This is a genomic window from Pseudomonas sp. PDM16, assembly GCF_014851865.1.
Classification (GTDB): Bacteria; Pseudomonadota; Gammaproteobacteria; order Pseudomonadales; family Pseudomonadaceae; genus Aquipseudomonas.
The window spans coordinates 1,149,845-1,162,425 of sequence record NZ_JACVAM010000001.1; the positions used below are offsets into that span (position 1 = coordinate 1,149,845).

Here is a 12,581-nt window from a genome sequence, read left to right on the forward strand (position 1 = left end):
ACACCCGTGAAAGCGGTAGTTCCCGATTACGACGAGCAACTGATCTCCAGATGCTTGCCCCACTCCGGTGGGCGCTCCGTGTAGCGTTCCATGCCGGGCTGGTCCTCAAAGGGTCGCGAGAGCACTGCATGTAGTTCGCGTACCGGTTCGTAGTCACCTCTCTCGGCAGCTTCGATGGCCTGCTGGGCCAGGTAGTTACGCAGCAGATAGCGTGGATTGACCGCATGCATGCGTGCCCGGCGCTCGGTCTGGGTGCCCTGTTCGCTGGCTGCCCGAGCCAGGTATTCCTGCCCCCACTGGTCGAAGCCGGCAAGGTCGACGAAGTCTTCGCGCAGCGTCTTGATGGCATCGGCCGGCGCCTGTTCGCCGAGGCGACGGAAGAACAGGTTGTAGTCCACCGCGCTGGTCTGCATCAGTTGCAGCAGGCGCTCGATCAGCGCGGCGTCGCGCTCGTCGGCGGTGGTCAGGCCGAGGCGGCGGCGCATCAGGTCCTGGTAGTGGGCCTGGAACAGCGGAAGGAACAGGCCCAGCGACTCGCGCAGCTGCTCCACCTCGACGAAGGGCGTCAGTGCCTGGGCCAGGGCGCTGAGGTTCCAGTGGGCGATGGGCACCTGGTTGCTGAAGCTGTAGCGGCCGGAGTCATCCGAGTGGTTGCAGATATGGTTGGCGTCGAAGTCGTCCAGGAACGCGTAGGGGCCGTAGTCGAAGGTGATGCCGAGGATCGACATGTTGTCGCTGTTCATCACACCGTGGCAGAAGCCATAGGCCTGCCACCTGGCGATCAGCTCGGCGTTGCGTTCGACGATCTCGCGGAACATCGCTGCCCACGGATTCTCTGCCGACAGGCACTCGGGGAAGTGGCTGGCCAGCACGTGCTCGCCCAGCTCCTTCAGACGTTCATGCTGGTTGGTGTAATAGAAGTACTCGAAGTGGCCGAAGCGCACATGGCTGGGCGCCAGGCGCAGCAGCATGGCCCCGCTTTCCTGCTTCTCGCGCCAGACTGGCGTGCTCGATCCGGTCACGCACAGAGCGCGTGAGGTCGGGATGCCGAGGGCATGCATATATTCGCTGGCGAGGAATTCGCGGATCGAGCTGCGCAGCACGGCGCGACCATCGCCCATGCGCGAGTAAGGGGTCTGGCCGGCGCCCTTGAGGTGCAGGTCCCAGTGTTCGCTGGCGTCGTTGACCACCTCGCCCAGCAACAGGCCGCGTCCGTCCCCCAGGCGCGGGTTGTACACGCCGAACTGGTGCCCGGAATAGACCATCGCGCGTGGCTCGGCATCGCTCCACAGCTTGTGCCCGGCGAACAGCTGGGCGAATACCTCGCTATTGGCCTCGGCCGGGTCGAGGTCGAGCAGGGCCATGGCCGCGGGACTTGCCAGCACCAGGCGCGGTTCGTCCAGTGGCTCGGGCAGCACCTCGGTGGAGAAGGCGTCGCCCAGGCGGGCGAAGCGGTTGTCGAACTTCAGCGCGTCGAGAGTCTTCATGGGCTCAGCTTGTCGTGAGGACGGGCCTGGAGGAAACCGCAGGACCGTCCTGGCATGGAGAGTCAGTTTGGTGTTGGCTGCGCGGACGCTTCGTCGGCTTCCACCTGAGCCTGCGGGGTGGCGATCTTGCGGCTGAGCACCACATCCATCTTCGGTGTCGAGGCGATGTTGATGTCATGCTCCTGGAACAGTTGGTCGATGCGCCGGTTCAACTCGTCGGTGGCCAGACCGCGGTCGCCGAGTTCGCGCACGTACACTTTGAGCTCATGCTCCAGGGTGCTCGCACCGTAGGTCTTCAGCTGCACGTTGGGCGCCGGGTCGCGCAGTACGCGGCTGTTCTCCTGGGCGGCCTGCAACAGCAGCTTGCGCACCATCTCCAGGTCCGCACCGCGGTTGACGCTATAGACCAGCACGATGCGGGTCACGGTGTCGGTCAGGGTCCAGTTGATCAACTGGCTGGTGAGGAGGATCTGGTTCGGTACGATCACTTCCTTGCGATCGCTGTCGGTGATGTGCGTGGCACGGATGCGGATACGGTTGACCGTGCCGGTGACGGTGCCGATGGTCACCAGGTCGCCGATGCGGATCGGCCGCTCGAACAGCAGAATCAGGCCGGAGATGAAGTTGGCGAAGATCGCTTGCATGCCGAAGCCGATACCGACCGAGAGCGCGGCCACCAGCCATTGCAGCTTGTCCCAGCTCACTCCAAGGGTCGATAGAGCGCTGACGAAGCCGATGCCGGCGATGGCGTAGGAGAGCAGGGTGGTGGTGGCGTAGGCGCTGCCCTGTGCCAGCCGCAGCTTGGACAGCACCAGCACCTCCAGCAGGCCGGGCAGGTTGCGCGCCAGGGCGATGGTGATGCCGGCGATGATCAGCGCGCCGAGCACGTCGAGCAGGCTGATGGGGATCTGCGCTGCGGTGGCGCCGGTACCGGCGGCGTACTGATACAGGTTGATCTGGTCGAGGTAGGCGAACACGCTGATCAGGTCGGCCCAGACCAGGTACATGCAGGCGAGGAAACCACCGAGCAGCGCCAGGCGGATCAACCGCAGGGACTGCTGGTTGATCTGGTCGATATCCATCACCGGCTCTTCGACCACTACCTCGTCGCCTTCCTCGTTCTCCTTGGTCTGTGCCTGGCGCTTGGCCAGTACCCGGGCGTAGGCCAGCCTGCGCGCAGCCACGGCCAGGCCGCGAACGAAGGCGGCCTCTATCAGCAGGGCGAGGATCAGCAGGTACAGGGTGTTGATCAGACGGTCGGTGAGCTTGAGCGAGGTGTAGTAGTAGCCGAAGCCAACGGCGACGATGAACGCTAGCGGCAGCAGGGACACGCCGATGCCCACGAGCAGGCGGAACGGCGAGGTCTGTTCGCGCATCGGCTCGGCCAGCAGCAGCTTGCCGAGGATCAAGGTCATCAGCGTATAGCCGGTGAGTACCACGAGGATACCGATCACATCGTCGGCCAGGGCCTGTGGTTGGTGCTCGGCGACGGTCACCACCGCCACCAGCGCCATCACCACCAGCCCCAGGCGCCGGACCTGCTTGCTCAGCAGTGCTACCTGCGGGCGCGGCCAGCGGAAGTGCAATTCAGCCACACCGCCTGGCGCGAGGATGCGGTACAGGGTGTAGAACACCAGCCAGGTCTGGGCCATCTCCAGCAACGCGCTGCCGAGGGTCGAGTTCTGGCCGCGAGCGTCGATCAGCAATGCCACGCCGCACAGGGTGAGGAACAGGGTCACCGGCAGCGCCAGCAGTACGTTGAGGAGGATCGCCATCGGCGTGTGCATCTGGCTGTCGCGCTTATAGTGGCCGATGTCCTCGTGCAGCGCCTGCAACTTGTCGTAGAGCCAGCGCCGACGCCATAGCAGCCCGCTGATCACCAGCAGCAGCGGGATGAACAGCCAGGGGCGGTCGACCAGGCCCGCGCCCAGCTCGCGTATGCCGGAGCCCCAGGGCATGGTCGCCAGCTGGTGCTCCAGCATGCGTGGCAGCTCCTGCAGCCAGGACAGGTCGAGTGGCTTGTTGCTGGGAATCCAGAACATCTGCTCGTCCAGCGTGGCGCGCAGTGTCCCGATCATTTCCTGCAGCTGCTTCTGGTTGAGTTGCAGGGTGATGGACTCGTTGAGCAAAGTGTTCAGCTCACGGTTCATGTGTTGCAGCAGGTCGTTGCGGGTGGTTACCAGGTCCAGGAGTGTCGCGCGCAGCTCAGGCGTTACCTGTTCCTCGGGTTGTCCGGCGAGCAGGTCGTCGACGTAGCCCGGCAGGTTGCCCAGCTTGTCACGCTCCTGGTTCAGCTCGAACTGGTAGAGGCGGATGTCGGCGATTTCGTCGGCCAGGTCACTGTCCAGATGCGGCTTTGGCAGCGCCTGCTTCTGCTCGTAGAGAATCTTGGCCAACAGCAGGCTGCCCTTGAGCACGGCGATCTGTTCGTCCAGGGCCTGATCGACCTGGCTCACGCTGTCCAGCTGCTGCTTGGTTTCCAGGTTCATCCGGGTCAGCTGGTTGAGCCGGTCGGTGGCGCGCAGCAGGTAGTCGGATATCTTCAGGTTGATGGCGCTCTCGCGCGCCACCAGGCTGTCCGGTGTGGCCTTCTCAGCCTCGCGTGACAGCTCCGCAACGGTCTTCTCTGAGCTGACCCGGCGCTTGTCGCTGATCAGGCCCTGCAGGTCGAGACTCTCTAGGTCCAGACGGCGGATGCGCTCCTGCAGCAGCTCGTGGCGGGCGCTGCCGAGGTCCTGCAGCAGGCTGTTGCCGGCTAGCTCCTGGCGGCGCAGCGCGGTCTGCGCATCGAGGGCGGCCAGTTCTGCATTGAGCTGGCTGCGTCGCTCGGCGGTCAAGGGCTTGCCAGCCTCCTTGCCGATCTTGAGCAGGCTGTTGATCTGTAGGGTGCGGGTCTGGTTGGCGCTGATTTCGGCCTGGGCGCGCTCGGGGCGCGTCTGCGCGGTGATCAGCAGACTGCTGGCCTCGGCTAGCTCCTGCTGCCAGCCGCTGAGCTGAGCGCTGCGCTCGCTGAGTAACTGTTCCAATTGTTCCACGCTGGCGCGCGTGTAGCGATTGGCGACATTGGCCGGCTGGCTGGCTTTCAGGCGTACCAGCTCGCGCTGTGCCTCGCTGGTCAGTCGTGGAGCATCACGCAGCTGGATCTTCAGCGCCTCAAGCTTCTGCTGGCTCTCGTCCCGAGCGGCGAGAAAGCTCAGGGTCTGTTCCAGTTGGGCCTTGACCTCGTTCTGTTCGGTTTCCGTCAGTTTGCGATCAGCCAGTGCGGCGAGGCTGTCCTGCACGGCTTTGGCGGCTGGTGGCTCGGCTGCAGCGAGCGGATTGGCGGTCAGGCACAGGCCGAGGAAGAGGGTGGCTAGAAGAGGGCGCAGAAGAGACATGGGCGCGGGAGTGACTCGTGAGCGGGAATGCGACTAATGATATGCCAGGCGCAATGCGGGCGCTGCCACCCGCGTCACTTTCATCCGGCCTAGAGGAAGAGTCCGGGCTTGGCCTGGCCTTCGGGGAATCGGACGCCAACCTTGCGTACCTTGTTCCCTTCCATCAAGGCGACGGTCCAGGTCAGGCCGTTCCACTCCACCTGGTCGCCGAGAATCGGTTGGCCGCCGATCTCATGGGCGATGAAGCGCCCCAAGGCCTGGTTGCCGTCCTCATCGCCGAGCTTGAGGCCGTAGAGTGCGGCGATCGCGCTGAGCTGGGCGTCGCCTTCCAGCACGAAGTCACCGAAGAAGCGCAGGTCCGCGCTACGCTGCGGTGCCTGGCTGAACAGCTTGCCGAGGGCCGAGAGGTCATGCTCGTGGCCGACCACACAGAGGATGTCACCGGCGTCCAGGGTGGTACTGCCGGACGGGTGCAGCAGTTCGGTGCCACGGAACAGCGCAGCCACGCGGGTGCCCTCCGGCATCTTCAGTTCGCGCAGCGGTGCACCGATACACCACTTCTCCGCGCCGAGGCGGTAGATGAACAGCTCCCACTCGCTGGTGGGGTGGATTTCCAGGCCCGCTCGGGAAATCGGCGCGGGCTCTGGCGGTACGGTCACCCGCAGCAGCCTGGCGGCCAGTGGCAGGCTGGCGCCCTGCAGCAGCAGCGAGACCAAGACGATGAAGAAGGCCAGGTTGAAGTAAAGCTGCGAGTGCGGCAGGCCGGCCATCATCGGGAACACCGCGAGGATGATCGGCACCGCGCCGCGCAGGCCCACCCAGGCGATGAAGGCTTTCTCGCGGTCGTGGAAGGCCTTGAATGGGTACAGGCCGATCAGCACCGACAGCGGGCGGGCGAACAGGATCATCCACAGCGCCAGGCCCAGAGCCGGGATGGCGATGGGCAGCAGGTCGTGCGGCGTCACCAGCAGGCCGAGCACCAGGAACATGCCGATCTGCGCCAGCCAGGCCATGCCGTCGAGCATGTGCAGGATGCTGTGGCGGCTGCGAATCGGTCGGTTGCCCAGCACCAGGCCACACAGGTATGCAGCAAGGATGCCACTGCCGTGCAGGAAGTTGGTCAGGGCGAATACCAGCAGGCCGCCGCTCACCACCAGCAGTGGGTACAGGCCGTTGGGCAGGCTGACGCGGTTGATCAGTTGCAGCAGCACCCAGCCGCCGCCGAGGCCGAGCAGGGCGCCGATGCCGAATTCGCTGAGCAGGTGGCCGAGGAAGGCGATGCTGATCTCGCTCTGGCCCTTGGCGAGCATGTCGATCAGGGTCACGGTGAGGAACACCGCCATCGGGTCATTGCTGCCGGACTCGATTTCCAGAGTTGCGGTGACCCGCTCGTTGAGGCCCTTGCCGCCGAGCAGGGAGAACACCGCGGCGGCGTCGGTGGAGCCGACGATGGCGCCGATCAGCAGGCCCTGCATCATGTTCAGGTCGAACAGCCAGGCGGCGGCCATACCGGTCAGCCCGGTGGTGATTAGCACGCCGACCGTGGCCAGCGACAGCGCCGGCCATAGCGCCACACGGAAGCTGGAGACCCGCGTGCGCAAGCCGCCGTCGAGCAGGATGATGGCCAGCGCCAGGTTGCCGACCAGGTAGGCCAGCGGGTAGTTGCTGAAGCCGATGCCGCCGGGGCCGTCGACGCCGGCGACCATGCCCACGGCGAGGATGATCACCAGGATCGGGATGCCCAGCCGTGAGGAAATAGAGCTCACCAGGATGCTTGCGCCGACCAGCAACGCGCCGATCAGGAACAGGCTGTTGATGGTGGCTGCATCCACGTGACGGAACTCCTGGGTACGGGGCGGGAAGGGTGGCGCGAGAAGGTGCATGCAGCGCGCATGCCAGCCGGATTCTAACCTGCCGACCGCGAGGCCCCGCAAGCGCCATCGGCGAGAAAGTGAGGTTGACTGGCGAAAGCCTCGTCGCCATTTCGACTCACGGGTCGTTGCCCATGAAAAAGCCCCGCATGGGCGGGGCTTGAAGGTGTGCTGCCGGCGATCAGAACCAGGTGGCCTGCATGTTCAGGCAGGTGTCGTCGCGCGCCTCGAGGATGGCCAGCTCGTGGTGGCAGCCCGGCACTTCCCAGGTCAGGAAGTAGCGCGCGGCTTGCAGCTTGCCCTGGTAGAACTCGGCGTCGGCGGCGTTGCCCTCGCCTTTAGCAATCAGGGCGAGGCCTTCCTCGGCGCGGATCGCCTGTTCCAGCCAGCGCCAGCCGATCACCGCGTGGCCGAACACTTTGAGGTACAGCGCCGAGTTGGCCAGGCCCTGGTTGACCTTTCCGGCGAGCAGGTCGCCGAGCAGGGCCAGGGTTACGCCGCCGAGGCGGTTGACCAGTTGTTCCAGCGGCTCGCGCAGGCGGTTCAATGACTCGAACGTCTCGGCGCGGCGGCAGGTGCCCTGGATCAGGGCCATCAGGCGCTTGAGTGCGGCGCCGCCATTCATCGACACCTTGCGCCCGAGCAGGTCGAGCGACTGGATGCCGTGGGTGCCCTCGTGGATCGGATTCAGGCGGTTGTCGCGGTAGTACTGCTCCACCGGGTATTCGCGGGTGTAGCCGTGGCCGCCGAGCACCTGAATCGCCAGTTCGTTGGCCTTGAGGCAGAACTCGGAAGGCCAGGATTTGACGATCGGGGTCAGCAGGTCGAGCAGCTCCAGGGCCTGGGCGCGCTCTTCCGGCGTGGCCAGGGTGTGGGTGTCGTCGAACAGCCGCGCGGCGTACAGGCCGAGGTCGAAGGCGCCTTCGACGTAGGCCTTCTGGGTCAGCAGCATTCGCCGTACGTCGGCGTGCTCGATGATCGCCACCTGCGGGCTGGTCGGGTCCTTGCCGTCGGCATGGCGACCCTGCGGGCGCTCGCGGGCATATTCCAGCGAGTACAGGTAGCCGGCGTAGCCGAGCATGATCGCGCCCATGCCGACGCCAATGCGCGCCTCGTTCATCATCTGGAACATGTAGGACAGGCCGTGGTGCGGCTTGCCCACCAGATAACCGACGCAGCCGTCGTTATCGCCCCCCGCGTTATCACCAAAGTTCAGCGCGGTCGAGGTGGTGCCGCGCCAGCCCATCTTGTGGAACAGGCCGGCCAGGGTCACGTCGTTGCGCTGGCCCAGCGAGCCGTCGTCGTTGACCAGGAACTTGGGCACCAGGAACAGGCTGATGCCTTTCACTCCGGGCGGGGCGTCCGGCAGCTTGGCCAGGACCATGTGCACGATGTTCTCGGAGATCGGCTGGTCGCCGCCGGAGATGAAGATCTTGTTGCCCTTCAGGCGGTAGCTGCCATCGGCGTGCGGCTCGGCCTTGGTGCGGATGTCCGACAACGAGGAGCCGGCGTGCGGTTCGGTCAGGCCCATGGTGCCGAAGAAGCGGCCGTCGATGATCGGCTGCAGGTAACGCGCCTTCTGCTCGTCGCTGCCGAAGGCCTCGATCAGGTTGGCCACGCCCATGGTCAGCATCGAATAGGAGCTGGTGGCGCAGTTGGCCGACTGGAAGTGGGCGAAGCAGGCCTGCGACAGCAGGTTGGGCAACTGCATGCCGCCGGCCTCGAAGTCGCGGGTGGCATTGAGGAAGCCGGCCTCGTGGAAGGCCTTGAGCGCCGGGGCAACTTCCGGGATCAGCACCGCGGCGCCGTCCACGTATTGCGGTTCGTGCTCGTCGTTCTTGCGGTTGTGCGGGGCGAACAGCTCCTCGGCGATGCCGCGCGCGGTGGCGATGGCCGCGTCGAAGGTTTCGCGGTTGTGGTCGGCGAAGCGCTCGCGCTGGGTCAGGGCTTCGGCATCCAGCACTTCGTAGAGTTCGAAGGCCAGGTTGCGGGAACTGAGCAGGGACTCGGACATGAAACGTGTCTCCGGTGGGATCTTTTCGAAGTCTAGAGCTGTGAATAGAGGCCGCCTAGCAAGATTCACTTCCCTGATATTGGCCTAGAACCTGCCGTCGTCATTCCTTCGGGCTACAATTCACGCCCCGCTCCAGGTGAAACGCCATGAACTACCGCCACGCCTTCCACGCCGGCAACCACGCCGACGTGCTCAAGCACATCGTCATCAGCCGCATCATCGCCCTGTTGTCGCGCAAGGAGGCGCCGTTCGCCTACCTCGACAGTCATGCCGGCGTCGGCCTCTATGACCTGCAGGGCGACCAGGCGACCCGCACTGGCGAGTGGCTGGAAGGCATCGCCCGCCTGTGGGATGCACCGGACCTACCCGAGTCCACCGCCGACTACTTCGGCGTGCTGCGCACGCTCAACCCGGACGGTGCGCTGCGCTACTACCCCGGCTCGCCGGAGCTGGCCTGCCAGCTGACCCGTGATGATGACCGGGTGCTGCTCAACGAGAAGCATCCGGAAGATGGCCAACTGCTCAAGGACAACATGAAGGGCGACCGCCGCGTGGCCGTGCACCTGGGTGAGGGCTGGCACGTGCCGCGCGCCCTGCTGCCGGTGGCGGAGAAGCGTGCGCTGCTGCTGATCGACCCGCCATTCGAGAAGGCCGACGAACTGGAGCGCTGCGTCACCGCGCTGGACGAGGCCATCGGCCGCATGCGCCAGACCGTGGTCGCCATCTGGTACCCGATCAAGGACGAGCGCCAGCTCAAGCGCTTCTATCAGGGCCTGGAGAAATCCAGCGCGCCCAAGCTGCTGCGCGTCGAGCTGTTCGTCCACGCGCCGGACGACGCCAATCGCCTGGCCGGCTCCGGCCTGGCCATCGCCAACGCGCCCTGGGGCCTGGAAGACGAGCTGAAACAGCTGCTGCCGTGGCTGGCCGACAAGCTGGCGCAGAGCCAGGGCAGCTTCCGCCTGGACTGGCTGATCGCCGACTGATCTCTTAAGGTCCTGCGCGTTCGAAGGCGCCCAGATCGCAGCGGGCGATGCCATCGCCGTCACCGTCACGCGGACGAGTCAGGCGCCGTTGGTCATGGTTGGGGCAGGCGCCTTCGGCGCTGTCCAGGGCGGCACTGTTGCGGCGTAGGGCGTGCGCCAGGGTGCCGTTGTTCTCCGCCAGGGGGAACAGTTCGCGCACCAGCACCTGATCGTTATCCACACTGATGCTGCCGGTGCAGTTGCCGGCATCGCTGCCCAGTAGCAAACCGCGCACATTCATCGCCACGGCGCTGTCCTGCTGCAGGCAGTTGCGCGGCTCGCCGGTCTCGCGCTCGCGGTTGCCGGCGATGATCACGTTGCGCAGGCTGACCGTGCCGTCCTCGTTGATCAAGCCGTAGCCGTCGTTCTCGACGATGGTCACGTGGCTCAACGTGGCGCTGGGCGTGCCGGTCTTTTGCGGGTTGTGGCGGTCGCCGTTGTCCAGTGCGGCACCCTTGCCGCCGCCGTAGTTGTCGCTGAGGGTGGCATTGGTCAGGACCAGGCTGCCCAGGTTGAGAATGGCTCCACCCATGCCATCGGGGCCGACGCGGTTGCCGATCAGTGCTACCCGCGCCAGGTCCGCCGTGCCGCGGTTGAGCAGGCCGCAGCCCATGCCGAATTCGTGATAGTCGAGGCAGAGGTTGCGCTCGATGCGGCTGTCGCGCACTTGCAGGGTGCCTTCGTTGTACAGCGCGCCGCCCTGACCCATGGTCATGTCGCCGCCATCCACCAGGTTGTTTTCCAGGCGGACGTGATGCAGCTGCGCCGTGGCGAAATTGGCCAGCGCACCGCCACGGCTCTGCACGTTGGTGACATAGGCATAGGTACGGTTGTCGCGCAGGGTCACGTCCATCGCGTGCAGGGTGCCGTGGTTGCGGATGCCGCCGCCGTCGTAAACCGAGAGTCCGCCGGTCAGGGTCAGGCCGCGCAGGCTGAGGCTGGCGTCTGGTTGGACGTCGAACAGGCGGTCGAGCCGCTTGCTGTCGATCAGCGTTTGCTCCGGGCCGGCGCCGAGAATGGTGACCTGGCCGAGTAGATCGAAGTCGCCGGTGAGGTTGGCGTTCTCCTCGCGCGGCCATCCTTGCGCGTCCAGGCCGTTGGCCAGGCTCAGTTGATAGGTGCCGGCGCCGAGCAGGATCAGGCTCGGCTGGTCGGGGCTGGCGTTGGCGGCGGCGATGGCTTCGCGTAGCGAGCAGTGCTGTGCGGTGCAGGTGCCGTCGAATTCATCGAGCAAGGTGGTAACGCGCAGCTCCTGAGCCAGGGTGGGTAGGCTCAGGCAGGCCAGCAGGCCGAGGGAGTACGACAGTGGGGCAGGGGATAGCGCGGACATGGCAGACCTCGCGGGTGGGGAAACGGGGACTGCTCGTTCCGGAGATGGACCCTACGGCGTGTGTCCGCGTTCCCGCCCGTTGCGATAGCCTGCTGGCGAACACTCTGCCCGGCAGGGTGCCGAGCAGAGGCGCGCCGATCAGTGGCGGCGGTTGGCGCGCTCGGCGGCGCGGATCACGTCGGCACCGATCAGTTGTTCGTTCTGCTGCCAGACCGGGCGCATGGCGTCGCGCCAGGCATTGCGGGCGGCGGCGTCCAGCTCGGTGATCTGCATGCCAGCGGCCTGCAGTTGCGCGCGGTCGTTCTGGTTCTGGCGGTCGGCGGCTTTGTTCACCGCGTAGGTGACTTCGTCGATGATCGCCTCCAGCTCCATGCGCACGGAGTGCGGCATCGAGTACCAGAAGCGCGAGTTGGTCACCAGCATGTAGTCGAGTACACCGTGGTCACTCTGGGTCGCGTGGGTCAGGTATTGGGCATAGCCCTGGCTCTGGATGTTCGACCAGGTGTTCTCGGTGCCCTGCACGGTACCGGAGCGCAGGGCTTCAGTGGTGGCGGCGAACGGCAGTTTGACCGGGGTGGCGCCTAGTTGGGTGAACTGGCTTTCGATGACCGAGGATGCCTGGATACGGAAGCTCAGGCCCTTGGCGTCGGCCGGTTGTTGCAGCGTGCGCTTGGCGGTCAGCTGTTTCATGCCGTTGTGCCAGTAGGCCAGGCCGGCGATGTCCTGCTTCTCCATGGAGCTCAGCAGCTGACGGCCCTTGGCGCCTTTCTGGAAGCGGTTGACCGCGTCCAGGTCATCGAACAGGAACGGCAGATCGAACACCTGCAATTGCGGCGCGTACTGGCTGAACTTGGCCAGCGACGGTGCCAGCATCTGCACTTTGCCGTCGAGCAGGGCCTGCATCTCGTCGGCATCGCCGTGGAGGGTGGAATTCGGATAGATCTCCACCGCGACCTGGCCGGCCAGGCGCTCCTCGACCAGCTTCTTGAACATCAGCGCACCCTGGCCCTTGGGGGTGTCGTCGGCGACGACGTGGGAGAACTTGATGAGGAAGGTCTTGTCCTCGGCGGACGCGAAGGCGGTCGTGCACAGCAGGAGCAGGGCGCACAGGCCGCGGAGAGACTTGTTCATGAGTACTGCCTTTGGTTGTTTGTTCTTGGTGAGGCGGCGCCGCTCGTGGCAGCACGCAAGCCGGCCAATTTACCTGAGTGGAGTCTGGGCGACAGCCTAGACATGGGTAGGGTGTGATCGGGCGCGCGGCCGGGCGTGGCCGCGCGGCAGCACAGAGCTCGATACAGAACTACCTTGAAATGGCGGTCGCTCGCCACCTCGTCGGCGGAAATCAGCCAGATTGCTTGGTGTGCCCAGGTGGTAGGCCGCGAAATACGGCGTTTCGCCCAGGCGGCACTGGATTTGCTAAAGGCAGCGCGACCTTTTGTCTCAGCCTCGAGCAGAAGCGTCAACTCCAGGCCAGTACGGC

Annotated in this window: 7 protein-coding genes; 1 reads left to right on the top strand and 6 read right to left on the bottom strand. The window is 65.5% G+C overall.

Annotated elements, in window-relative coordinates:
* Positions 1-26 precede the first annotated feature (26 nt).
* The 4 genes from selO to IB234_RS05385 all read right to left on the bottom strand — a co-directional run bounded on the left by selO (position 27) and on the right by IB234_RS05385 (position 8,749).
* Entirely contained in the window at positions 27-1,487 is a 1,461-nt protein-coding gene (gene selO / locus IB234_RS05370) for a protein adenylyltransferase SelO (protein ID WP_192315006.1), read from the bottom strand.
* Positions 1,488-1,549: 62 nt separating this feature from the next.
* A complete protein-coding gene (gene mscK, locus IB234_RS05375; protein WP_192315008.1) occupies positions 1,550-4,864 on the bottom strand; it encodes a mechanosensitive channel MscK in 3,315 nt (1,104 codons plus the stop codon).
* Between the two features lie 89 nt (positions 4,865-4,953).
* Positions 4,954-6,696, bottom strand: coding sequence for a potassium/proton antiporter (locus IB234_RS05380; RefSeq protein WP_192315576.1), 1,743 nt, complete (start codon positions 6,694-6,696; stop codon positions 4,954-4,956).
* A gap of 220 nt (positions 6,697-6,916) precedes the next feature.
* Positions 6,917-8,749: an acyl-CoA dehydrogenase gene (locus tag IB234_RS05385; protein ID WP_192315010.1), complete on the bottom strand. Its 1,833-nt coding sequence runs from the start codon at positions 8,747-8,749 to the stop codon at positions 6,917-6,919.
* Between the two features lie 146 nt (positions 8,750-8,895).
* Between IB234_RS05385 and IB234_RS05390 the strand changes: the two genes are divergently transcribed.
* The gene (locus IB234_RS05390; protein WP_192315012.1) at positions 8,896-9,732 is read left to right on the top strand and encodes a 23S rRNA (adenine(2030)-N(6))-methyltransferase RlmJ; all 837 of its coding nucleotides are present in this window, start codon (positions 8,896-8,898) and stop codon (positions 9,730-9,732) included.
* Between the two features lie 4 nt (positions 9,733-9,736).
* Here the strand turns inward: IB234_RS05390 and IB234_RS05395 are convergent, their stop codons facing one another.
* Together IB234_RS05395 and IB234_RS05400 are read right to left on the bottom strand one after the other, a co-directional pair.
* Positions 9,737-11,101: a CSLREA domain-containing protein gene (locus IB234_RS05395; RefSeq protein WP_192315015.1), complete on the bottom strand. Its 1,365-nt coding sequence runs from the start codon at positions 11,099-11,101 to the stop codon at positions 9,737-9,739.
* A gap of 138 nt (positions 11,102-11,239) precedes the next feature.
* A complete protein-coding gene (locus tag IB234_RS05400) occupies positions 11,240-12,232 on the bottom strand; it encodes a DctP family TRAP transporter solute-binding subunit (protein ID WP_192315017.1) in 993 nt (330 codons plus the stop codon).
* Between the last annotated feature and the right edge of the window lie 349 nt (positions 12,233-12,581).

Bases quoted from the DNA above. Each gene is read 5' to 3' on its own strand.
- selO (WP_192315006.1), bottom strand. From the start codon at position 1,487: ATGAAGACTCTCGACGCGCTGAAGTTCGACAACCGCTTCGCCCGCCTG.
- mscK (WP_192315008.1), bottom strand. From the start codon at position 4,864: ATGTCTCTTCTGCGCCCTCTTCTAGCCACCCTCTTCCTCGGCCTGTGC.
- IB234_RS05385 (WP_192315010.1), bottom strand. From the start codon at position 8,749: ATGTCCGAGTCCCTGCTCAGTTCCCGCAACCTGGCCTTCGAACTCTAC.
- IB234_RS05390 (WP_192315012.1), top strand. From the start codon at position 8,896: ATGAACTACCGCCACGCCTTCCACGCCGGCAACCACGCCGACGTGCTC.
- IB234_RS05395 (WP_192315015.1), bottom strand. From the start codon at position 11,101: ATGTCCGCGCTATCCCCTGCCCCACTGTCGTACTCCCTCGGCCTGCTG.
- IB234_RS05400 (WP_192315017.1), bottom strand. From the start codon at position 12,232: ATGAACAAGTCTCTCCGCGGCCTGTGCGCCCTGCTCCTGCTGTGCACG.